17 protein-coding genes are annotated in these 22,545 nt (G+C 60.3%); 7 read left to right on the forward strand and 10 right to left on the reverse strand.

Translation table 11 applies throughout. The features are described from left to right. Positions 1–92: 92 nt before the first annotated feature. The 3 genes from FCH38_RS01745 (at position 93) to FCH38_RS01755 (ending at position 3,337) form a co-directional block, all read left to right on the forward strand. A complete protein-coding gene (locus tag FCH38_RS01745; RefSeq protein WP_174372665.1) occupies positions 93–1,571 on the forward strand; it encodes a YcjX family protein in 1,479 nt (492 codons plus the stop codon). Beyond that, positions 1,568–2,647 carry a TIGR01620 family protein gene (locus tag FCH38_RS01750; RefSeq protein WP_174372666.1) on the forward strand — a complete coding sequence of 360 codons (1,080 nt, stop codon included), beginning with the start codon at positions 1,568–1,570 and terminating at the stop codon, positions 2,645–2,647. The genes FCH38_RS01745 and FCH38_RS01750 overlap by 4 nt, the downstream gene beginning before the upstream one ends. Positions 2,648–2,776: 129 nt before the next feature. Continuing rightward, entirely contained in the window at positions 2,777–3,337 is a 561-nt protein-coding gene (locus FCH38_RS01755) for a hypothetical protein (protein ID WP_046800254.1), read from the forward strand. Between the two features lie 14 nt (positions 3,338–3,351). Here FCH38_RS01755 and folK read toward each other — a convergent pair whose 3' ends face one another. The 3 genes from folK to folP form a co-directional block, all read right to left on the reverse strand. Next, positions 3,352–3,867: a 2-amino-4-hydroxy-6-hydroxymethyldihydropteridine diphosphokinase gene (gene folK / locus FCH38_RS01760; protein WP_174373111.1), complete on the reverse strand. Its 516-nt coding sequence runs from the start codon at positions 3,865–3,867 to the stop codon at positions 3,352–3,354. Between the two features lie 4 nt (positions 3,868–3,871). After that, on the reverse strand, positions 3,872–4,237 hold the full coding sequence (gene folB, locus FCH38_RS01765; RefSeq protein ID WP_142839671.1) for a dihydroneopterin aldolase: 366 nt from the start codon (positions 4,235–4,237) through the stop codon (positions 3,872–3,874). Between the two features lie 78 nt (positions 4,238–4,315). Beyond that, positions 4,316–5,101 carry a dihydropteroate synthase gene (folP, locus tag FCH38_RS01770; protein WP_174373112.1) on the reverse strand — a complete coding sequence of 262 codons (786 nt, stop codon included), beginning with the start codon at positions 5,099–5,101 and terminating at the stop codon, positions 4,316–4,318. A 179-nt stretch (positions 5,102–5,280) separates the two neighbouring features. Between folP and FCH38_RS01775 the strand changes: the two genes are divergently transcribed. Beyond that, positions 5,281–5,907 (forward strand): DUF922 domain-containing Zn-dependent protease, encoded by a 627-nt coding sequence (locus tag FCH38_RS01775; RefSeq protein ID WP_153513626.1) that lies wholly within the window; start codon positions 5,281–5,283, stop codon positions 5,905–5,907. A gap of 309 nt (positions 5,908–6,216) precedes the next feature. Here FCH38_RS01775 and FCH38_RS01780 read toward each other — a convergent pair whose 3' ends face one another. Both FCH38_RS01780 and FCH38_RS01785 read right to left on the reverse strand, forming a co-directional pair. Further along, positions 6,217–6,537, reverse strand: a complete 321-nt coding sequence (locus FCH38_RS01780) for a 2Fe-2S iron-sulfur cluster-binding protein (RefSeq protein WP_149897695.1) — start codon at positions 6,535–6,537, stop codon at positions 6,217–6,219. Positions 6,538–6,667: 130 nt separating this feature from the next. Next, on the reverse strand, positions 6,668–7,036 hold the full coding sequence (locus FCH38_RS01785) for an Hpt domain-containing protein (RefSeq protein WP_174372667.1): 369 nt from the start codon (positions 7,034–7,036) through the stop codon (positions 6,668–6,670). A gap of 480 nt (positions 7,037–7,516) precedes the next feature. Between FCH38_RS01785 and FCH38_RS01790 the strand changes: the two genes are divergently transcribed. Further along, the gene (locus FCH38_RS01790; protein ID WP_174372668.1) at positions 7,517–13,873 is read left to right on the forward strand and encodes a hypothetical protein; all 6,357 of its coding nucleotides are present in this window, start codon (positions 7,517–7,519) and stop codon (positions 13,871–13,873) included. A 114-nt stretch (positions 13,874–13,987) separates the two neighbouring features. Here FCH38_RS01790 and FCH38_RS01795 read toward each other — a convergent pair whose 3' ends face one another. Beyond that, entirely contained in the window at positions 13,988–14,905 is a 918-nt protein-coding gene (locus FCH38_RS01795) for a PhzF family phenazine biosynthesis protein (RefSeq protein WP_153513623.1), read from the reverse strand. A 201-nt stretch (positions 14,906–15,106) separates the two neighbouring features. Between FCH38_RS01795 and FCH38_RS01800 the strand changes: the two genes are divergently transcribed. Then, positions 15,107–15,985: an NAD kinase gene (locus tag FCH38_RS01800; protein ID WP_336510787.1), complete on the forward strand. Its 879-nt coding sequence runs from the start codon at positions 15,107–15,109 to the stop codon at positions 15,983–15,985. 21 nt (positions 15,986–16,006) lie between these two features. Continuing rightward, positions 16,007–16,501: a hypothetical protein gene (locus tag FCH38_RS01805; RefSeq protein WP_174372669.1), complete on the forward strand. Its 495-nt coding sequence runs from the start codon at positions 16,007–16,009 to the stop codon at positions 16,499–16,501. Between the two features lie 3 nt (positions 16,502–16,504). Here the strand turns inward: FCH38_RS01805 and FCH38_RS01810 are convergent, their stop codons facing one another. The 4 genes from FCH38_RS01810 to FCH38_RS01825 form a co-directional block, all read right to left on the reverse strand. Further along, positions 16,505–16,975 (reverse strand): cysteine hydrolase family protein, encoded by a 471-nt coding sequence (locus FCH38_RS01810; protein WP_174372670.1) that lies wholly within the window; start codon positions 16,973–16,975, stop codon positions 16,505–16,507. Positions 16,976–17,048: 73 nt separating this feature from the next. Further along, a protein-coding gene (gene prfB / locus FCH38_RS01815; RefSeq protein WP_174372671.1) for a peptide chain release factor 2 occupies positions 17,049–18,180 on the reverse strand; the annotation gives its coding sequence in 2 pieces (ribosomal slippage) (positions 17,049–18,110 and positions 18,112–18,180; 1,131 coding nt in all). 98 nt (positions 18,181–18,278) lie between these two features. Continuing rightward, positions 18,279–20,726, reverse strand: coding sequence for a penicillin-binding protein 1A (locus FCH38_RS01820; RefSeq protein WP_174372672.1), 2,448 nt, complete (start codon positions 20,724–20,726; stop codon positions 18,279–18,281). Positions 20,727–21,053: 327 nt separating this feature from the next. After that, a complete protein-coding gene (locus FCH38_RS01825; RefSeq protein ID WP_174372673.1) occupies positions 21,054–22,325 on the reverse strand; it encodes an N-acetylmuramoyl-L-alanine amidase in 1,272 nt (423 codons plus the stop codon). Between the last annotated feature and the right edge of the window lie 220 nt (positions 22,326–22,545).

The following is a 22,545-nucleotide window of genomic DNA, read 5'->3' on the forward strand; positions in this document are numbered from 1 at the left end:
GTCGTAAAAATCCATCGGGGCGCTTCTTTTTTGGGCAGCCTCGACTTCCTATATTGCAGCCGTGATCATGAACCACAGCCGGGAAACTGCCATTGCCGCCTTCTCTGACGTCCCTGACAGACAGTGCGCTTATCGCGCTCGATAATCTGGCCGACCGTGCGAGCAACCTCACCCATCCGACATTACGGCTTGGCGTTACAGGCCTTTCGCGGGCGGGAAAGACGGTTTTCATTTCCTCCCTCGTCCATAATCTCCTGAATGGCGGCCGCCTGCCCCTATTCGAGGCCATGCGGTCAGGCCGCGTCTCGAATGTGCGCCTTGAGCCGCAGCCGGACGACGCTATTCCCCGCTTCCAGTACGAAGACCATATTCAGGCGCTGGTGCGCGACAGGCTGTGGCCGGATTCGACGCGGGCAATCTCGGAACTCAGGATCACGCTGGATTACCAGAGCGCCAGCGGCTGGGGCCGGTGGTTCTCGGCCGGCAAGCTATCCATCGATATTGTCGACTATCCCGGAGAATGGCTGCTCGACCTGCCGCTGCTCTCACAGGACTACAAGCAGTTCAGCGATGCGACCGTCGCACTTGCCGGAAGCGGCATCCGCGCCGAACTGGCGCAGGAGTGGCTGGCGATCGCCTCTTCGCTAGATATCAATGCGCCTGCCGATGAGATGACGGCGCGCCGCCTTGCCGAAAGCTTCGCAGCCTATCTGAAAGCCTGCAAATCCGACGAGAGATCGCTCTCCACCCTGCCGCCCGGCCGTTTCCTGATGCCGGGCGATCTGGAGGGTTCTCCGGCGCTGACCTTTGCGCCCCTGCCGGGGCTGACCAACGAAAAGGCACCAAAGGGCTCGCTACGGGCGATGATGGAGCGGCGTTACGACGCCTATAAGTCGATTGTGGTCAAACCCTTCTTCCGCGAGCATTTCGCCCGCCTCGACCGTCAGATCGTGCTGATCGACACGCTGCAGGCCGTTAATCGCGGACCGGAAGCCGTTCAGGATCTGGAACGGGCGCTGGGCGATGTTCTTGCCTGTTTCCGCCCCGGCACCAACAGTCTGTTGTCCTCGCTCATCGGCCGTCGCATCGACAAGGTGCTGATTGCCGCCACCAAGGCCGACCATCTGCATCACGAAAGCCATGACCGGCTGGAGCGGCTGACCCGTCGTCTGGTGGACCGCGCCATCACCACCATCGGCATGAACGGTGCCGGCATAGAGGTCATGGCTCTCGCTTCCGTGCGCGCCACCAGAGAGGCAAGCGTGCGTCAGGATGGCCACGAACTGCCCGTCATCGTCGGCACGCCGATGGCCGGTGAAACCATCAATGGCGAGACCTTCGACGGCAACCGCAAAACGGCGATCTTTCCCGGCGACTTGCCCGAAGACCCGGAACCGTTATTTCGCAGCATAGACGAGGATGGCGACAAGGCGACGCTACCGGATGTCAATGTCGTGCGCTTCCGCCCGCCCAATGTTGACGAGCCGGGTAGCGGCGGCATCCGGCTTTCCGTTCCCCATATCAGGCTCGACCGCGCCATGCAGTTCCTGTTCGGAGACAAGCTCGCATGAAGGCTCCCACACAAAACGATCCGCAGGCCCGCCGCCCGGCGGCTTTCACCCTCGAGACAGAGGAGACGGCACGGCCGTCGCCGGCGCAGAAACGCGCGCCGCGTAGCTTCGATACCGAGATTTCATTGACGCCTGACGAGGACGATCCGTTTCTGGCGCCTGAAGAGATCGATGCGGCCGCATTGCCGGTGGCCTCACCGAAGAAAAACCGCTTCTCTCTCGGCAAGCTCGCGCTCGGCGCGCTTGGTGTCCTGTTCTCGCTCGCCTTCGGCCTCTGGGCGGACCAGCTTATCCGCAACCTGTTCTCCCGCTCCGACTGGCTAGGTTATACGGCGAGCATCGCCCTTATCGTGGCGCTTTTCGCCGTTCTCGTCCTTGTCGGGCGGGAAGTCTTCGGGATCATGCGGCTCAACGCCGTGCAGTCGCTCAAGGCCGATGCCGAGACCGCGAGCCTCGACAAGAGCCCGAAACCTGCCCGCGCCGTTATCACCCGCCTTAATGCCGTCCTCTCCCACCGGGCCGAAACAGCCAAGGGCCGTGCGGCGCTGAAGGATACCGAAAATGATGTGATTGACGGCCCACATCTCATCGAGCTCGCCGAGCGTGAATTGCTGGCACCGCTCGACCGGCAGGCGCGGGCGCTGATTCTCAATTCCTCCAAGCGTGTCTCCGTGGTCACCGCCGTCAGCCCGCGCGCTATCGTCGATCTGGCTTACGTGCTGTTCGAGGTGACACGGCTGGTCAGGGCCATGGCCGAGCTTTACGGCGGCCGTCCCGGCACGCTCGGCATGCTCCGGCTGCTGCGCGACGTCGTCGCCCATCTTGCCGTCACGGGCTCGATTGCCGTCGGCGATGGGCTGGCCCAGCAAGTTCTTGGCCACGGTCTTGCCTCGAAGCTTTCCGCCCGCCTCGGCGAAGGCGTCATCAACGGCCTGATGACGGCGCGAATCGGCATTGCGGCGATGGACCTTTGCCGCCCGCTGCCGTTTCGTGCGGTGAAGCGGCCGGGGATCGGTGATTTCATGTCCGACCTGACGCCCGATTTAAGCGGCGGAAAAAGCGGTGAAAAAGCCTGATCGGTGGGGCGTACACGGCTCAAAAGGTTACGGACGAAGCCGCAAATACGGGTGAAATAAACCAAGCATTAACCATTCCGCCGGTAGATTGCCGCCTATCGAACAGGCTTCTTCGCCGGGGAAAGTATCATGTATTCGCGCTTCTTTTCGCTTGTGGGCGGACTTGCCGCCATATTGTCCGTCAGCGGCGGCTTCGGCCTGTCTGACGTCCATGCCGCATCGCGCGATCGCGACGACGTATTCTTCCGCTCTGTGGCCGGCGTCTGGAAAGGTCCGGGAGAAATCGTCGCGGGCAAATACAAGGGCACCAAATTCACCTGCGATCTGACAGGCGAACCGCTCGATGATAAAAAGACCGGCATCAAGCTTGGCGGCACCTGCCGCGTCGGCGTCTTCAGCCAGCCCATGTCTGCCATCATCAGCCAGAAGGGCAGCAGCTACGAAGGCAAGTTCCTCGATGGCGCCGAGGGCAAGGGACTGGACATCACCTCCGGACAGGTCAGTGGCGACAAGGTCGTTGTCGGCATCAACCGTTCCAAGCTCAATGGCGCCATGGTCGCCCGCGTCTCGAGTGACAATTCGATGAACATCACCATTTCCGTCAAGGTCGCCGACCAGATGATCCCTGTCATCGGCGTGACGCTGGCGCGCGACATCGACCAGCTCGCCGTTGGTTCGATCAAGCCTTAAGCGCAATAATCTTCTCAGTCATTACCGAGCGGGAGTGTCCACCACTCCCGCTTTTCGTTTGTGCGGACAATGCCGCTTCTATCCGCCTGCTGAAGCCATTCCCGTACCAGCTTCCCCCTGACGTCGATATCCGGGGCGATCTCGGCGAGCGGCATCAGGACGAAAGCGCGCTCGGTCATGCGCGGGTGCGGCACTTCGATGCTTTCCGTTACGATAACCTCATCGCCATAGGTCAACACGTCAATATCGATGGTCCGTGGCCCCCAGCGTTCCGTGCGCACCCGCTTCATGCCCTTTTCAATGTCGAGGCATAATTGCAGCAGCGCGGGCGCCGTGAGCGAGGTTTCGACCAGCGCACAGCAATTGAAGAAATCCGCCTGATCCGTCTTACCCCAGGGAGGTGTGCGGTAAAGGCCGGAGACGGCCAACAGGCGGCAATTTTCATGCGTATCCAGTTCGTGCAAGGCCTTGGCCATTGCGGCGGCGGGATCGCCGATATTGCCGCCGAGACCCAATGCGGCGACTGTCATCTTTTCAGGCACGGTGTTCAACACTCACCTGCGCATAATCGAGAATGCCGGGAACGGGCGCGGACGGTTTACGCACCGTGATGCGCAGCCAGACGATTTGCGGGTAACGGGCGCGCAGCGCTTTGGCGATGTCGTTCGCCAGCGCCTCGATCAGATAACGGCGCTGGCCCACGACGATTTTTTCGATAACGGCGAAGGCCACGCCGTAATCGACGGTATTTTCGATCTCGTCGGTTTCCAGCGCGTCACCCGCCTCGACCTCCATTTCGGCATCGACGAAAAAGCGCTGGCCCAGCACCTCCTCCTGCTCGAGAAGGCCATGACGGGCGAAAAAGGAACAGTTTTTCAGGATGATGGTATAGCGGCTCATCGCATCGCCTCCATGGCAGGAATGTTTCGCCCGAAAGCCGCGCCTTTGTCAGGACACGGCATTCCGGCACTCGTTGATCTACGCATCGGCCTTTGCCGGCGCTTTGGCAAGAACCGCATCGGCAATTGCCAGTGCATCGCGTGTGGCAGTGACATTGTGCACGCGAAAAATCGAAGCACCCGAAAGGCGCAGGATCGCTGTCGTCGCAGCCGTTCCGATATCGCGTTCGTGGGCAGCATCCCTGCCCGTCAGCGACCCTATGAAACGCTTGCGCGACGTGCCGGCCAGAACCGGCAGGCCAAAAGCGGCAAGTTCACCGAATCGCGCCATAAGCTCGACATTTTCGCGCTCGTCCTTGGCAAACCCGAAACCGGGATCGAGCACGATGGCATCACGGGCAATGCCCGCATCCTGCGCAATCTCCAGCGAGCGATTGAGGAATTCAAACTGGTCCTCGATGACATCGACGAGCTTCTGCCTGTCGCGGCCGGTATGCATGATGCAGACGCCAGCACGTGTGGCGGCAATCACGCCCGCCATCTCCGCATCCTTCTGCAACCCGAAGACATCATTGACGATATGCGCGCCAGCCTCGATCGAAAGCCTCGCGGTGGATGCGCGATAGGTATCGACCGAAATCAGCACATCCGTCTCGCGGCGCAGTTTCTCGATGACAGGCAACACGCGGTCCTGCTCCTGCGCCTCTGTCACCTGCGCCGCACCCGGCCGGGTGGATTCGCCGCCGATATCGATGATGTCAGCTCCCTCTTCCACGCAGGTCAGCGCATGGGAAAAAGCCGCTTCGACGGCAAGAAAACGGCCGCCGTCGGAAAAGGAATCGGGGGTGGCGTTGACGATGGCCATAATACGGCCACGCCCATCAAGTTTCAGGGAGCGACCATGGGCCGCTTGCCACACATTGCTGCCGGCTGTTATCACGTAACACGCGCCTTTCAGGAATAACGGAGTGTTATGCCAATCCTTATAAGTTCCGCTCCGCCTATGCAGCAAACGTTTTTCAAGTTCAACCGGAAGGCCGGGTCATGACCAAAACATCACGTGCTCTTTGCGCCGCCCTTGCGGGTGCGCTGGCACTTTCTTCGGCCGGGCCGGCTTTTTCCGAAACCATCGTCCGCAAGACCTATTCCTATTTTTCGATCGCCGGCAAAACCGCCGCAGATCTCGACCAGCAGCTCTCCAAGCATGGCCCGCTGACGCGCAATACCGGTGCGCGCCATCCCGGTGCGACCGAGATCAAATTCGGCGGCGAACTCAGTTATGTCGAAAAAAACGGCCAGTGCAGCGTTGGAACGGCCAAGGTTCTTTTGAACACCCGTATCCTTCTGCCGCGATGGAAAAACCGTCGCCGCACCACGGCGGAACTGGCCTTCATCTGGGATACGCTGCTTGCCGATATCAAGCGCCATGAGGAGCGGCACGCGGAAATCGCCCGCACCCATGCCCGTTCGCTCGAAAGAGAGCTGGCAGCACTTCATCCGCAGAAAAACTGCGAGACGCTGCAGGAAATGGTCGGCAAGATCACCCAGACGGTGATGGATGAACACGACAGGGACCAGATGCGTTTCGATGTGGTAGAATCGAAAAATTTCGATGCCCGCATGACCCGACTTTTGAAAAACCGGCTCGAACAGGGGCAGAATCGGCGCTAAACCGCCTTTCGCCGCATTTCCCGTTAAGGCGCAACGCAACGGAAACATGACGTTACGTCATGTCCGATCTCACCCGTGACTTCTCGTCATGGTGCCGTCGCCGAGACTCATTGTAGCTTGTTCATACGGTTTTTAACGGTTGTGGCCCGCAACGGGTCCGACGCTCAAAACTCTCTCCGGTTCTCCCGGTGCGCACTTGAGGGCTCGCAGGTGTTTCCTCCCTCGCCTGCATGCTGCGTACCCGCCTCGCCCCGCTCCCCGCTACCTGGTGAGCGGGGCTTTTTCTGCGACCGGCAGTGCGAAGGGCTTTCAGCCCTGGCGTTCGGGAACGTGAACGACGAGACCGTCAAGCTCGTCTTTCATCTTGATCTGACAGGAGAGACGCGAGGTGGGGCGCACGTCGAAGGCGAAATCCAGCATGTCCTCTTCCATCGGCTCCGGCCCGCCGACACGCTCCGCCCAGGCGTCATCGACATAGACATGACAGGTCGCGCAGGCACAGGCGCCGCCACATTCCGCATCGATGCCCGGAATGGAGTTGCGCACGGCGTTCTCCATGACGGTGGAACCGTTGCTCACATCGAGTTCATGGGGCGTGCCGTCAAAGGCGACGATGGTCAGTTTTGTCATGCCGGAATCCAAAATGGTGATCTAAGAACTGTTCTAAACACATAGAAAGGCCGGTTCGCCTTGGCAACCCGCTTCCAGGGCGCACAGGCTGAACCGGCCTTATAAAATGACAAATTTGATGAACTCCGCCTCAGCGGCAGAGCTTGAGGATAAAGTTTTCCGCCTCGACGATGGTTGCCGCGAGTTTCGCAATTGCCGCGCTGTCCTTGCCCTTGTCCTCTACCGCAGCGGCGGCGGCGGAAACAGCGGGGGCGCCAACGGCCTGTGCGGCACCCTTCAGGCGATGGGCTGTCGCCCTCACGGTCTTGTCGTCAGCCTCGGCAATTTCATGCAAGGCGGCGCGGGCATTACGGCTGAACAGTTGCAGCACTTCGATTTCCAGATCCTTGTCACCCATCGTCTGACGGGCAAGATGATCGAAATCGATCGGCTTTTTCGTAACGGCCGGCGCACCGCCGCAATTATCCGGAGCTTCGAAAGCAATACTGACCGCTGCCATGGCTGAAATTCCTTGTTCCGCCGTTTCTTGTTTCGTGTCACATCTGTGTCGTATTTACGCATCCAAACCGGTGCTATCGGCTTAAATTACGGCGTGACGCGGGCGAAAATCTTCTGCTATGGTTAATTTATGTTAAACTTATGCGAAACAAGGCGTTCAGAGCGAAACTCAGGTTTAAAAACTGTTAAAAAGCCGACACTTCGCTACCGTCTCAAATCCGCATTAATTGTTTCGAACACCTAAATGTGTCACTACGGTACTGCCGTTCCTGCGAGGCTTGAGTGCAAGCTTTGTTATTACGGCACAGTGATGTAATTTCGCCCGAAAGCTGGACCACCAGCAATTCGGGATTTGGTAAATGGCGGAATTGTTTCCTTTAACGGGATAATGTTCCGCCGGCATGATGGCGGCAGTCCGCTTGCAGGTTGCAAGTGGTCGAACGGCATGAAGCCGGGCGTATGTGTAACGAGGCGTAACCGCATGGCGAATAACAAGATCAGCGACTCTGTCGACGAGACTGCATTTCAGGCGTTGGAAGACGCCCTGCAGCTTGGTGCTTTCGAAGAAAAGCCGGAATCGCGGAAAACCGCAGCGCCAAAGCAGCCGGAGGCCAGATTGAAGGAAGCAAGCCGACAGACCCCTGCTCCCGAGGCCGCCCGCGCGCCTGCAGAACAGGCACCCAAATCGCCCAATCTGGAAGCGGCCAATGACGGCTCCAAGCGCAGCCCGGCGATGATCCTGAAATCGCTGGAAGGCGGCTCCATCGGCGGCGCACTCAGAAATGCGACGATCATGTCGGTCATCTGGGCGCTTGGCGGTCTCGGTGTCGCCCATCTTCTTTACGGTAACGCGCTGTGGAATATCGCCTCGATTGCCGATCTCACCGCAATCCCCGGCCTGATGGCGATCGTCGTCGGCATTCTCGTTCCCGTCATGCTGTTCTTCGCCTTCGCGATCATGATGGCGCGTGCCCGCGACCTGCGCAACGCTGCCCGGTCAATGGCTGAAGTGGCGCTTCGCCTTGCCGAGCCCGAAACGGTTGCCTCCGACCGCATCATGTCCGTCGGCCAGGCGGTTCGCCGCGAAGTCTCGGCCATGAATGACGGCATCGAGCGCACCATTGCGCGTGCGACGGAACTCGAAACGCTCGTTCATTCCGAAGTCAACGCGCTTGAGCGCAGCTATGCTGACAATGAACTGCGCGTACGCAGCCTCGTGCAGGAACTGACCGCCGAGCGCGACGCCATCGTCAACCACGCCGAGCGTATCCGCTCGTCCATCGTGGGTGCGCAGGAACAGATCAAGGAAGAGCTTTCCATCGTCGGTGAAGAGCTTTCGATGCGGCTTGCCACCTCCGGTGAAGCCTTCGCCTCGATGATCGATACGCGCTCCGCAGCACTGCTCGAAAAATCGCGCGCTTCTACCGAAGCAATGGGCAGCCTTATCGCCGCCAAGACCGAAAACCTGCTTCAGGCATTGAATTCCTCGGGCTCGACGCTGTCGAACGAATTCGACATGCGCCTGCACAATCTCGCCTCGACGCTGGATGAGCGCGGTGAAGTTCTGCTCGAACGGTTCGCGATCCATGCATCGACGCTGGATAGCGGTGCTGAAAGCCTCAACAGCGCGCTTGAAGAACGCACCCGACAGCTTAACGAAACGCTCTCCACCCGCACGCTCGAACTCAACCGCAATATTGATCGCGGTCAGCAGGTCATCGGCAGTTCGCTGGACACCGTGCTCGACAAGCTCTCTGCCTCGCTCGAGGAAAAGGGTCTCTCCTTCCGCCAGAGCCTGCAGAGCACGGCTGATGATGCGATCATGGATCTCGATCTGCGTTCCGGCCTCTACGAAGAGCGCCTGCAGGCAACGGTCGGCCAGGTCAACTCCGCCTTCGACGAACATGTGGCGGATTTCGCCAGCGCCTTCGACCAGCGTGCCGGCAGCCTCGACAGCAAGCTGATGGAAAGCCTTGCCCGCATCAACGAAACCGTTGCCGGCGGCTCGGAAGCCCTCGACACCATGCTGAACAGCGGTCTTGAGCGCATCGGCAATACCATGACCGATCAGTCTCTGGCGCTGGCAACCGCGCTGGGCACGGGCCAGGAAATGCTTGAAAGCGCGCTTGAAATCCGCACCCGCGAGTTCAGCGACGCCATCGGCCAACGCACTACCGAAATTACCAATGCTTTCGCCAATTCGCACGAGAAGATCGACGGCGTTCTGGCGGAACGCAGCAATGCCCTGTTCGGCGCGCTTTCGGCCAGCCAGGACCGTTTCGACGAGGCGCTCGCCAGCCGTTCGCTGGCCATTACCGGCTCTGTCTCCGGCACGGCCGAGCGCCTTGCCATCATGCTCGACGAACGTGCAGCCGCCATCAACAGCGTTGTTGCCGATGTCGAGCGCCGTCTGTCGGAAACGCTCGAAACCCGGGCGGCTGCCATCACCGGCGCCGTTTCCGGTATCGAGGACCGCATTTCCGACACGCTGGAAAGCCGCACGGCCGCATTGCATGACGTTGTTTCCGGCGCGGAAAGCCGCATCGCCGAAACGCTGGATGGCCGCACGGCTGCTCTTTCCAGCACGATTTCCGGTGTCGAGGAACGCATCGCCGACACCATGGACAGCCGCACCCTGTCGCTTGACATGACCTTTGCCAATGTCGAGGAAAGGCTTTCCGAAACACTCGACAGCCGTACCTCCGCCCTCACCGGCATTGTTGCAAGCGCCGAAGAAAAGATCGCCGGCGCACTCGACAGCCGCACGGCAACCTTCGGCGACGTGGTCGCGGGTGCCGAAACACGTATCGCGGAAACGCTGGACGGTCGTACCGCCGCGCTTAACGCCGTGGTTTCCGGTGCGGAAGAACGCATCGCCGATACGCTTGACAGCCGCACCATGGCGCTCGACATGGCATTCTCCGGCGCTGAGGAAAAAATCGCCGAAGCACTTGACACGCGCACCGCAGCCCTTGGCCAACTGGTGGCCGGCGCCGAGACGCGTATTGCCGGCGCGCTCGACAGCCGCACGGATTCGTTGAAAAACGTCGTTTCCGGCGCGGAAGAGCGGATCACTGACGTGCTCGACAGCCGTACCATGGCGCTGGACATGAGTTTCTCCGGCGTAGAGGAAAAAATCGCCGATATTCTCGACAGCCGCACCGCTGCCCTGCACGGCGCCGTTTCCGGCGTAGAGAACCGTATTGCCGGTGCGCTGGATAGCCGTACCGCTGCCCTTTCCGGCATCGTCTCTGGTGCGGAAGAACGTATCGCCGATGCGCTCGACAGCCGCACCATGGCGCTCGACATGACGATTTCGGGTGTCGAGGAGCGGATTGCCGAGGCGATGGATGCGAGAACATCGTCGCTTTCGCTTGCGGCGGCCGGTGTCGGCCAGCGCCTTGAAGCCACTGCGTTTACACTTGAAAACGCCCTTGCCAGCGGTCACGAGCGGCTGGAAACCATGCTCGGCTCACAGGCGGAACGCATTGCCGGTTCGCTGGAGCGCAATAGCGGCCTGATCGAGCAGAGCGTTTCCGGTGCGGCCAACCGCATCGAAACCGTTGTGGAAGATGGCAGCAGCCGTTTTGCGCAGACGGTGGAGGAAGGCGTTTCCCGCCTCGAAACCAATCTGTCGCAATCGCATGAGGATATCCGCACCGCGCTCGACCAGCGCCACGCGGATATGGCAGCGACGCTAAGCTCCGCCACCACACAGATGGGTGACATGCTCTCCGAGCAGGCGATGATGATCGGCACCACTGTCGCCTCCAGCGCCAGCATGCTCGAACTGTCGCTCGAAACCCAGCAGGACACGCTTCAGAAGGCAATCGACGGAAGTGCTGCGACGCTGGAAGAACGTCTTCGCAACAGCGCCGGCGACATCGCCGTCAAGATCGGTGAAGCCGCCCGCGAAATCGGCGGTGCGACAGACGCCCTCTCCTCCCGCATCGAAACCTCGATCGGCAACGTCACTACCCGTCTCGATGAGACCGGTGCGCGTATCGAAACGTCGCTCGACACGTTGCAGGCGCGTGTCGGCGGTGATCTGGCCAATGTGAACACGTCGATTGAAGATTCGGGCCGTCGCTTCGCCGAAGCACTCGAGGACAAGACTGCGATATTTGCCCGCACCAGCGACGAAGCTGCCGAGCGTATCACCGGTATTCTGGACGAGCAGACGACACGTGTCTCCGACACCTTCGAAAGCCGCACGAGCCGTCTGGCCGAAACTTTCGATACCGGCACGGCCCGTATCGACGAACGTCTCGGCACCATGGACCGGGCGCTGACGATCGGCCTCGAAAACGTCAACCGTACCATTGAAGGCAAGGCCAGCGATCTCGCGGTCAGCCTGCGCGGCGCAGTCGTCTCCGCCACCCAGAACATCGGTGACGAAGCGGCTCGCTCGTCTGCCCTGCTCGCCAAGTCCGGCTCGGAATTTGCCGATCAGGTCCAGGCGCAGAACGAGGCCTTCACCAAGGCCATCGAAGAGCGCTCCGGCGAGATCGTCAACCGCATCTCGGATGCGCAGACGCGCCTTTCCGGCCAAGCCGCTGCCGTCGCCCAGACCTTCTCCGAGGCTGGCAACATCATCGTCAACAAGGTTGCCGAGGCTGAAGCTGTCGTCCGTTCTCAGGTCGGCGTCATCTCCGAGACGCTGACGGGTGTCGAATCGGCCCTCGACGCGCGTGGCGAATCCATTCGCTCGGCGCTGGATAACCGCACCCGCGAACTCAACTCGATGCTGGCCAGCCGTTCTGCGGAACTGTCACGCCTGATCGAGGAGAAAGCCAAGCCGGTGGTCGACGAATACGCCACCATTGGCCGCGAAGCCGCCGAAAAGATCGTCTCCGCCGCTCAGCAGAGCGCAGAACTTCTGTCGCAGAGCAATAGCGGCATGGTCGGCATGGTCGAACAGGCGATCAGCGACTACGCCAATGCCGGCACGGATGCGGCGAGCAAGCTTGTCGCCGCCACCCGCCAGAGCACCGACATGTTGTCGCAGACCCATACCGCGATGGCGGATGCCGTCGAACAGGGTATCGACAAATATGCCCGCTCGGGCAGCGATGCGGCCAACAAACTGGTTGCCGCCACCCGCCAGAGCACGGATATGCTGTCACAGACCCATAACAGCATGGCGGAAATCGTCGAAAAGTCGGCATCGAACTTCAACTCCGCCGTCGAGCGCGCCGCACAGGAATTCGGCACGGCCGACGAAGCGTTGAATGCATCTGCGACCCGCTTCTCCGATAGCGCCTCGCAGGCCGCCGATATGGTGTCCAGCTCCAGCCGTCTGCTCGAAGGAAAAATCGACCGTCTGTCGAATATTTCCGGCCAGACACTGGCGCAGGTTGCCGGCATCGTCGGACGCTTCGAGGAACATTCGAAGGTGCTGAGCCAGGCGTCCGAACTGCTCAATGCGGCACAGTCGAGCCTCGTCGGCACGCTGGAGGAACGTCAGGATGCGCTGCGCAGCCTGTCCGTCGGCCTCGTCAAGCGCTCCGAAGAGATCGAAAGCGCCATGCGCAACGTCGTCGGTGTGGTGGAAACCACGCTCAACGAGGCCGAGGAGCGTTCGCAGAACGTCGCCGGCAATCTGCGCGACAATCTGCAGGCGTCCTTTACCGATATCGGCCGCTCGCTGGATGAAACCGAACAGCGCGCCCGCTCGGCGGCACAGACCATGCGGGGCGCCCTGCTCTCTGCCGGTCAGGATGCCAGCCGCTCGATCGAAAGCACCCTGTCCGACGCGCAGAAATATTCCGACGAGCTGGTCAACCGCCTGCGCGGCGGCGTCGAATCGTCGCTTTCCGAAGTCGACAATCTTCTGGGCAGCGCCTCGGAAAAATCCAATGCCGCCGCAGCCAACCTCAAGGAAACGCTGCGTCAGGCCGTCGAAGAAGCCGTCAGCCGTTTTGCCGGCGCAACCGACGAGATTCGCCGCTCCAGCCATGATATCCGCCGCGAGCTGGATGCGACCCGCGCCGAACTGAAGCGCGGCGCATTCGACCTGCCGGAAGAAGCCAAGGAAAGCGCTGCCGCCATGCGTCGCGCCGTTTCCGAGCAGATCAAGGCCTTGCAGGATATTTCCCAGCTCGTCGGTCGTTCGACCCACCAGATGGAAATTTCCGAACCGGTGGCCCGCGCCATTGCTGCAACCCAGCCAGCCGCCGAGCGCCGCGTCGAGCCGCGTCCACAGCCGGCGGCCTCTGCTCCGGTGCAGCAGCGCCCGGCACAACCGCAGCCTGCCCCCGCACCTGCTGTACTGCGTGGCTCCCTGCCGCTTGAGAACCGCCAGGTCGAAAACCGGCAAACGCCCGCGCCTGCTCCGGCAGCTGGCGCTGCACCCGCCGGACGCCGCGAAGAAGGCGGCGGCTGGATCAGCGACCTGCTGCGCGGCGCCTCGCAGGAAACGACTGCCGCGTCAGCGCCCCGCCCCGCCGCCGAACAGCAGCCGACCCGTGCGGCCGACACCCGCAATCCCCGGCACATGGTCGAATCGCTGAACTCGCTCTCTGTCGACATCGCCCGCGCCATCGACCACGATGCCTCGGTGGAACTGTGGCGGCGCTACCAGCGCGGCGAGCGCGACGTCTTCACCCGTCGCCTCTACACGCTGAAGGGCCAGACGACGTTTGACGAGATCAAGCGGAAATACGAACGGGAAGCCGAATTCCGCACCGCCGTGGACCGCTACATCACGGACTTCGAAAAGCTGCTCGCCGACGTGGCCCGCACCGACCGCGACCGGAGCGTCACCCAGTCCTACCTCACCTCCGATACCGGCAAGGTCTATACGATGCTTGCCCACGCGGCGGGCCGGTTCAATTGATCTGATTGACGCAAAAACAATAAAACCCCGGTCTTTTGACCGGGGTTTTTCTTTTTGAATTGCTGACTGTTTCGTCGCTCGTCAACGACGTGAACTTATTCGGTTACGCTGAAATCAAAGGTCGAACGTGCCCGTCGCAACCCGAACCGCATGCCCACCGATGCGGGCGCGGGCGATTTCGCCGTCCTTGATGTCCATGCGCAGGTGGATGTGGGACGGCCTTTCCATTTCCACGCCCTGCTCTATCAGCAGCGGATAGTGACCATCGGTCAGGCCGTCGAAATGATGGATGGCGCCCGAGAGCGCGGCGGCTGCCGAGCCGGTGGCGGGGTCTTCCGAAATCCCCATATCCGGGGAAAACATGCGGGCATGGAACTTCGCCGCATGATTGACGCCGCCGCGACAGTAGATATAGGCCGCCGTCAGGCGTCCTTCGACCAATGGCGCGGTGCGTAGCCACAGATTGGCGTCGAAATCCATGTCCCTGATAGCGGCGATATTGTGCAGCGGTACAGCCAAGAACGGCACACCGGCCGTCCAGATCGACGGCACGTGGTTTTCAAAGCCGAGATGGGCTTCGCTGACGCCCAGCGCATCGGCAAGAGCTGCATGATCGAGCGGCAGGTCAACGCGGGACGATTTTCGCGGCAGGTCGAATTCGGCGAAGCTGACCGCGCCGGCGCGCATCTTCACCGCGCAGCGAACGGGACCCACTTTCTCTTCCAGCACGCAGACCATATCGATATCTTCATCGCCATCCTTGCGGTTGCGCTCGGCGATGGCGACCGCCGCGCCGACTGTCGGATGTCCCGCGAAGGGCAACTCGCCTGATGGCGTGAAGATGCGCAGCGACGCCGCATGGGCGGGATTGTCCGAACGGTTGACGAACACGGTCTCGGACAGGTTCATTTCTCTCGCGATCGCCTGCATCGTCGCCTGATCCAGATCATCCGCGCCATACATGACCGCGAGCGGATTTCCCGCCATTTTGGTCTCGGTAAAGACATCGTAGATATTGTAGCTCAGCACCAAATCCGTCTCCTGCCATTCATCCCACGGCCTGCTTGCAGCAAACTGCATCAGGCCGCCCTGCATCGCAACCCTTGTCGGAGAGCGGAAATCAAGAAGCTGTGGAACGGTGCAGCGCAATGGCACGGTGGGGGAACGTCTCACTGCCCGAAAGGCCTTGTCGCCAACCGCCGTCTTCATGTACCAAGGATCGTCCTGCGGCTTGTGATCGACCGTTTTCATCGACGTTTGAGGATTGCGAGCCGCTTCAACAGGTTACAGCATCGTTTGCAGGCCTTCTCAGGTCTGCGCCGTTGTCGAGGGAAGCGGATGTCGCATTCTAACTTTTCACTGTCCTTCGTCGCCTCCGCAACCGAGGAGGCGCAGACGGCGATGGAGGCGCTGAAGGGCGTTTACGGCAACACGTCGTTTGAAGAGGCGGAAGTGATCGTGGCGCTCGGCGGCGATGGCTTCATGCTGCAAATCCTCAACGAAACGATGAACTCCGGCAAGCGTGTCTATGGCATGAACCGGGGATCGGTCGGCTTCCTGATGAATGATTATCGAGTGGAAGGACTGCTGGAGCGTATTGCGGTTGCGACCGGTAATGATTTCCATCCGCTGCGCATGACAACGACGGATTCGGATGGCGATGAGTTTACGGCCCTTGCCATGAACGAGGTCAGTCTGTTCCGCCAATCCCATCAGGCCGCCAAGCTCCGTGTCGAGGTGGATGGCAAGGTACGGCTGGAAGAACTGATCTGCGATGGCATGATGGTGGCGACGCCCGCCGGCTCCACAGCCTACAATTTTTCCGCCCATGGACCTATCCTGCCGCTCGAATCGCCGCTGCTCGCGCTCACCCCGGTCAGCGCGTTTCGTCCGCGGCGCTGGCGCGGCGCGCTTTTGCCGAATAAGGTGACGGTCGATATTCATGTGATGGAGCGGGATAAACGCCCGGTGAATGCCGTCGCTGACCATACCGAGGTGAAATCCGTTCGTCATGTTCGGATCGCACAATCGCAGGACCGGACGGCCAGAATTCTCTCGGATTCGGACCGTTCCTGGTCCGACCGGGTTCTTGCCGAACAATTCAACAATTGACGTCAACCACCGATAATGGCCATGCAACTGAAAAAAACTATCCTCGCTGCCCTCCTCCTTATTACCACCGTGTTGCCTGCACGAGCGCAGGCGATCGATGCGTTGCCGGTGTCGGCGATCTTCGTTGTCAGCAGCGGCATGTGGGAAGAGCAGAATCTGGAACCGGTAAAGGGCGCTGATGGCCAGCTGCGGCCACCACCTGCAACGCCGACACGCGGTTATTACAAGGTGGTTGCGATCCGCCAGAGCGACGGCACAGCGAAAATCTACCTGCAGCGCATCGTCTTTACCGCAGATGGACCGAACCTGCTCGAGAACGTCGAGCTGGAAGAGTTCAACCAGATGAAGTCCTATGTCACGGATGTTCGCCCCGAAAGCTCGAACGGCGCTTCCGCCTCGCCTGGCCTGTTCGTCACCGTTTATCTGAAAACAGACCCTATGGCCAAGGAAGCCGAAAGCTGGACGATCCTGATCGACGAGCTTGGCGAGATGAAGATCGAGAAAGCCTCGAACTGACGGCTAAATATTAAGCTCATGCGGTCCGGCCAGAACTGAGCCGAAATGGTGTTTCCAGAGCCTGGCGCCAAGTTCGCCGCTGCGGTCGAGGCTGGAACCGACCGTCAGCCACGGTAACAGCGTGGGGTGCAACCCCGCATCGAACAGCGAAAAACCGGCCGCCAATACGCAGGTATCAGCTTGAATGCCGCAGACCAGCACCCTGTCGGGCTTGAGAGACAAGAGATGGTCGACCGCAGCCTTCGGTGGTGCATAACCGTGCTTGATGAATATGCGATCCGCGGCGACGAGCGACTCATCATCCCTGCCCGGCTTCCAGCCCAGTTGCCGCTCGAAGGGGGTTACGCTCTCATCATGACGCTCGACGGTGGCAATGCTGACCATCCTAGCTGCAAGTGCCGATATCTCCGCCACCAGCGCAGCCGGTGGATTGAAGCTCGGCTGAACGTCGACGATGTAGAGCACCTGTTTCATGCAAAACCTCCAACGAAAAACCCCTCGCAATGGACTTGCGAGGGGCAATTTCTTGATCGACGCGACTGGCGTCTTAATCGATATCCGACACTTCCACGTCCGCGCCACCGCTGATGCGATGCGCGAGAGCGGCTTCCATGAATTCGTTCAGATCACCGTCCAGCACGTTGCCGGGCGCAGTGCTTTCAACGCCCGTACGCAGATCCTTGACCAGCTGGTAAGGCTGCAGAACGTAGGAACGGATCTGGTGGCCCCAGCCGATATCGGTCTTGGACGCCGCCTGGGCGTTGGCCGCATCTTCCCGCTTTTGCAGTTCCACTTCATAGAGGCGGGCGCGCAGCATGTCCCACGCCTTGGCGCGGTTCTTGTGCTGCGATCGTTCCTGCTGGCAGGCAACAGCAATACCGGTCGGGATGTGCGTGATGCGCACGGCCGAATCTGTCGTGTTGACGTGCTGGCCGCCGGCACCTGACGAACGGTAGGTATCGATACGGCAATCGCTTTCGTTGATGTCGATCTGGATCGAATCATCGACGACCGGGTAAACCCAGACGGAAGAGAACGATGTGTGGCGGCGCGCATTGCTGTCATAAGGCGAGATGCGAACGAGGCGGTGCACGCCCGATTCCGTCTTCAGCCAGCCAAAAGCATTGTGGCCCTTGACGAGGATCGTCGCGGACTTGATGCCGGCCTCTTCGCCGTCGTGAACTTCCAGCACCTCGACCTTGAAGCCTTCGCGGTCGGCCCAGCGGGTGTACATGCGCAGCAGCATGTTCGCCCAGTCCTGGCTTTCCGTGCCGCCGGCGCCGGAATGCACTTCGAGATAGGTGTCATTGCCATCAGCTTCGCCTGACAGCATGGCTTCCACCTGACGGCGGTTCGCATCGCTTCTCAGCGCCTTCAGCGCGTCTTCGGCGTCCTTGACGATCTCGTCGTCGCCTTCCATCTCGCCGAGCTCGATCAGTTCGACATTGTCTCTGAGCTGCTGCTCAAGCGCCTTGACGCCGCTGATGCTGTCATCCAGCTGCTGGCGCTCGCGCATCAGCTTCTGGGCCTCGGTGGCATCGTTCCAGAGGGTCGGGTCCTCTGCCTTGTTATTCAACCAGTCCAGTCGTCTTATCGCCTGGTCCCAGTCAAAGATGCCTCCTCAGCAGGCTTATGGCCTGCTTGATTTCGTCGACTACGTTCACGATTTCATTGCGCATTTCGCTGGTTCTTCGCCTTCATTGAAACTTGTTGCTCAAATAAATGCGGGGGGCGCGGATGTAAAGACCCGCGCCCCCCGATGATCCCGGAACTGGTATCAATAAAGACCGCCGCCACCGCCGGTGATGGCCTGCTGCGCCTGCGGCGAGGTCTTCAGAATATCTTCCTGAGACATGTAGTTTTCCGCGCCGATCACCGAGAAGCTGTCGGCCGGGCCGGTGCCCGGCTTGAAGGCTTCCATGATGGTGTCCGGCTCACCCACAACCGCCGCCATGCCTGTCTTGCGGTTGACGGCGACGAAGTTCATGCCAGCAGGCACGATGAACTTGCTCGGCTCCAGATGCTTGGCCGCATCGGCGATGAACTCACCGAAGATCGGCGCCGACAGCGAACCGCCCGTGCCGCCACGACCGAGAGGCGCCGGCGAGTCAAAACCGATATAGAGGCCGGCAACCATGTCCGGCGTGTAACCGACGAACCAGGCGTCCTTTTCATCATTGGTGGTGCCCGTCTTGCCGGCAACCGGAAGATTGACCTTGATCTTGCCCGCCGCCGTGCCGCGCTGAACCACACCTTCCAGCATCGAGGTCGTCTGGTAGGCGGTCATCGGGTCGAGAACCTGCTCGCGATTGTCAACGATGACAGGCTCGTCCTGGTTCTGCCAGCGCGCGGCGTTGCAGCCCTCGCAGGCGCGCTCTTCATGGCGGAAGATCGTCTTGCCGTAACGGTCCTGAATACGGTCGATCAGCGTCGGCTTGATCTGCTTGCCGCCATTGGCAAGAACGGAATAGGCCGAGACCATGCGCATGACGGTGGTTTCACCCGAACCCAGCGACATCGACAGAAGCGGCGGCATCTTGTCATAGATGCCGAAACGTTCGGCATATTCCGCCACCAGATTCATGCCCATATCCTGCGCCAGACGCACGGTCATGAGGTTACGGGATTTTTCGATACCGAGACGCAGGGTCGACGGACCGGCGGAACCCCCGCCGTAATTCTGCGGCTTCCAGACCTGACCGCCGGAAACCACCTCGATCGGCGCATCGAGAATGACCGATGCCGGAGTGTATCCATTGTCGAGGGCTGCCGCGTAAATGAACGGCTTGAAGGAAGAACCGGGCTGGCGCATTGCCTGCGTGGAGCGGTTAAATTCCGACTGCGCATAGGAGAAACCGCCGACCATGGCCAGAACACGGCCGGTATGCGGGTCCATCACCACCATACCGCCCTGCACTTTGGGCGGCTGGCGCAGGCGATATTCATTGCCGGAATTGGCCAGCGGCTGCGCATAGATCACATCGCCTACCGCCACGACACCCACCGGCGACTTGGCTGTCGCCTTTTTGCCGGTCGCGTCGCGATAGGCCCAGCGCATGTTTTCAGCGGAGATATGGCCGCGCGTGCGCTTGTCGCCATCTTCGGTTTCCGTATCCGGCTGGACACCGATATCGATGCCATCGGCCGCAACGGCGAGGACCACGGCGACCTTCCATTCGGGAACGTCGCGCAGGCCCTTGACCTTGGCGAGCGCCGCCGTCCAGTCGCCTGCCGTCTCGATCTTTTCGACGGGTCCGCGGAAACCGCGACGCTCGTCATATTGCACCAGACCATCCTGAAGCGCCTTGCGCGCTTCCGCCTGGATCTGCGGATCGAAAGAGGTGCGGACGGACAGTCCGCCTTCGAGAAGCGCTTTTTCGCCGTATTTCTCGACGATCTGGCGGCGGACTTCTTCGGCGAAATAGTCAGACGCGAAAATATGCGCGCCGCCACGACGCAGATTAACGCCGAGCGGCTGCTTTTTAGCGTCTGTGGCATCTGCAACGGTGATGTAGCCGTTTTCGGCCATACGGTCGATGACCCAGTCGCGACGCTCCAGAGCAGCCTTTTCACGACGGATTGGATGATAATTGGCCGGACCCTTCGGCAGCGATGCGAGATAGGCGGTTTCCGCAATCGTCAGTTCCGTCACCGATTTGTTGAAATAGGTGAGTGCTGCGCCGGCAATACCGTAGGAATTCAGGCCGAAGAAGATTTCATTGAGGTAAAGCTCAAGAATCTTGTCCTTGGAATAGGTTTGCTCGATGCGGAAGGAAAGGATGGCTTCCTTGAGCTTACGGTCGAAGGTCTGGTCGTTGGTCAGAAGAAAATTCTTGGCGACCTGCTGGGTTATGGTCGAAGCGCCGACAGGGCGGCGACCGGAACCAAGGTTCTGCACGTTGACCAGAACTGCGCGGCCAAGCCCCCAGATATCGACACCGGGGTGATTGTAGAAATTCTTGTCTTCCGCTGACAGGAAGGCCGCCTTCACCCGGTCGGGAATGGCCTGGATCGGCAGGAACAGGCGCTTTTCATGGGCGTATTCCGCCATCAGCGCACCGTTGCCGGCGTGCACACGGGTCGTTACCGGCGGCTCATAGGTGCTCAGAACTGCATAATCCGGCAGGTCCTTCGTCACGCCGTGCAAATAAATCGCACCGACGACGGCGGCGCACAGAAAGAGCACGCTGGCCAAGCCGAAAAAATATCCAATTAGTCTGATCATACCAAGCTACCGATAATTCGAATCGTAACCATCAACGCCCGACGATATACGGGCGCATCCTTGCATATCGCGTGCCGTTTTGCACACCATACCTTCGATGACAAGCGGATACGGCAGCATTCGCTGATATGTTACCGCGCCACCGGCCCGCAATCGCGCTCCGGCTGCTTTACGGATCGCCACCGAATCCGCTTCCCGAGTAACGCGGGGAATGTGAGTAAAATAGGGCTCCTGCCCCTTAATCATCCGCAAGGCCCAAGAATTGAACAGCTTTTTGAACTGCAATAGCAAGGCGGCAACAGGCTCGTGCCGTCTCCACCTGATGCTTCAGCCGCCATTCGCCACGGCTTTTGCGCGGTAGCGGCCAACCGCCGTCGCCAGCGTATCCGCGACCTTCTTGCGCCATTCGGCATCGAGAAGCAGTTTTTCGTCTTCCGGATTGGAAAGAAAGCCGAGTTCCAGCAGCACCGACGGCACATCATGGGCGCGCAGCACCATGAAACCGGCATAACGATGCGGATTGTTGATGAGGCCGACCTGCCCCTCGAAGGAGGAGACGATGTTTTCGGCGAGCGTCACCGAAAAGGCCTGGGTTTCGCGGCGGGTGAAATCGAGCAGGATATCGGCGACTTCCGGCGGCTCGGTGGAGGCAGCCACACCGGCGATCTGGTCGGACTTGTTTTCGCGCTCCGCCAGTTCCTGCGCCTGCCGGTCCGATGCCCGATCAGACAATGTGTAGACGGTGGCGCCACGGATGCCCTTCTGCTTCAGCGTATCGGCATGCAGGGAAATGAACAGGTTGGCGTTGTTCTGCCGGGCGATCGTCACCCGCTCTGACAAAGCGAGGAACGTATCGGAATCGCGGGTCAGAAATGCCTTGATACCGGCCTCCCGGTTCAGCCGCTCCACCAGTTCCTTCGCAAAGGTCAGCGTGATGACCTTTTCCTCCGTACCGGTTGCGCCGCCTGTCGCACCGGCATCGATGCCGCCATGGCCGGCATCGACCGCGATGACGAATTCCGCCTGCCGCGAAGTCTTGTCGGTGGGGGTGATCGCGGCAGTGGTGACGGGTACCGGCAACTGCCATTGCTGCGTTTTTACCAGTTCGGCGAATTTGGCCTTGGTGGTGATTTCCGTGTCCAGCACGAAACGGAAAGCTGCGCCATCCTCGCCCTTCTTCGTTTCAGCCACAGTCACCTGCACCGGTTTTTTGGCCGTCAGCACGATGCGGGCGCTGTTCTGGCCCATGCTGCCGAAGCGGATGTCCGAAAAAAGGCCTGTCGGCTTGAGGTCGGATGCCGGAAAGGCGAAATTCACCGCCGGAAAGTCCACAACGATACGGGCCGGCGAATCGAGATAGTGAACATCGAATTCCGGCTCTTCGGCAAAATCGAGAACGATGCGCGTGCGCGCCTCATCGCCAATGATGCGCGCCTGATTGACGATAAGCGGCTCAAGCGCAAAGGCCTGTAGAACGCCGGAGAGGACGGCTACCACTGAAAGGAAAGCAGGCAGGACGAGGACACGCACAAGCCGCGCGATTCGCACGCCAAGCGGCCCTGCCCCACCTGATATCTCTGCGCTGCGCGTGAAATTCATGGTCTTGAAGAAATTCCGTATTTCAGTCGTTTTCGATAAATGGAGCGGAAAAGCACCGGGAACAGCACTGTTTCGACCACGCTAGGCGTTTGTTTGCGCGTTTGCGCCCCACAATCGCAGGCCTTGGTGAACCAATTGTTAACCCGGAAATTCCACCAATAATATGGCATATTTAGCCAGCCTATTGCTATTATGACAGAGAAAACATACAACAAGGGTG

The sequence above is a fragment of the Agrobacterium tumefaciens genome, assembly GCF_013337285.1.
In the GTDB taxonomy this organism is placed as follows: Bacteria; Pseudomonadota; Alphaproteobacteria; order Rhizobiales; family Rhizobiaceae; genus Agrobacterium; species Agrobacterium burrii.

Bases quoted from the DNA above. Each gene is read 5' to 3' on its own strand.
- folP (WP_174373112.1), bottom strand. From the start codon at position 5,101: ATGGCCATCGTCAACGCCACCCCCGATTCCTTTTCCGACGGCGGCCGT.
- FCH38_RS01785 (WP_174372667.1), bottom strand. From the start codon at position 7,036: ATGGCAGCGGTCAGTATTGCTTTCGAAGCTCCGGATAATTGCGGCGGT.
- FCH38_RS01805 (WP_174372669.1), top strand. From the start codon at position 16,007: ATGCAACTGAAAAAAACTATCCTCGCTGCCCTCCTCCTTATTACCACC.
- FCH38_RS01810 (WP_174372670.1), bottom strand. From the start codon at position 16,975: ATGAAACAGGTGCTCTACATCGTCGACGTTCAGCCGAGCTTCAATCCA.
- folK (WP_174373111.1), bottom strand. From the start codon at position 3,867: ATGACAGTCGCCGCATTGGGTCTCGGCGGCAATATCGGCGATCCCGCC.
- FCH38_RS01790 (WP_174372668.1), top strand. From the start codon at position 7,517: ATGGCGAATAACAAGATCAGCGACTCTGTCGACGAGACTGCATTTCAG.
- FCH38_RS01825 (WP_174372673.1), bottom strand. From the start codon at position 22,325: ATGAATTTCACGCGCAGCGCAGAGATATCAGGTGGGGCAGGGCCGCTT.
- FCH38_RS01820 (WP_174372672.1), bottom strand. From the start codon at position 20,726: ATGATCAGACTAATTGGATATTTTTTCGGCTTGGCCAGCGTGCTCTTT.
- FCH38_RS01775 (WP_153513626.1), top strand. From the start codon at position 5,281: ATGACCAAAACATCACGTGCTCTTTGCGCCGCCCTTGCGGGTGCGCTG.
- FCH38_RS01755 (WP_046800254.1), top strand. From the start codon at position 2,777: ATGTATTCGCGCTTCTTTTCGCTTGTGGGCGGACTTGCCGCCATATTG.
- folB (WP_142839671.1), bottom strand. From the start codon at position 4,237: ATGAGCCGCTATACCATCATCCTGAAAAACTGTTCCTTTTTCGCCCGT.
- FCH38_RS01780 (WP_149897695.1), bottom strand. From the start codon at position 6,537: ATGACAAAACTGACCATCGTCGCCTTTGACGGCACGCCCCATGAACTC.
- FCH38_RS01750 (WP_174372666.1), top strand. From the start codon at position 1,568: ATGAAGGCTCCCACACAAAACGATCCGCAGGCCCGCCGCCCGGCGGCT.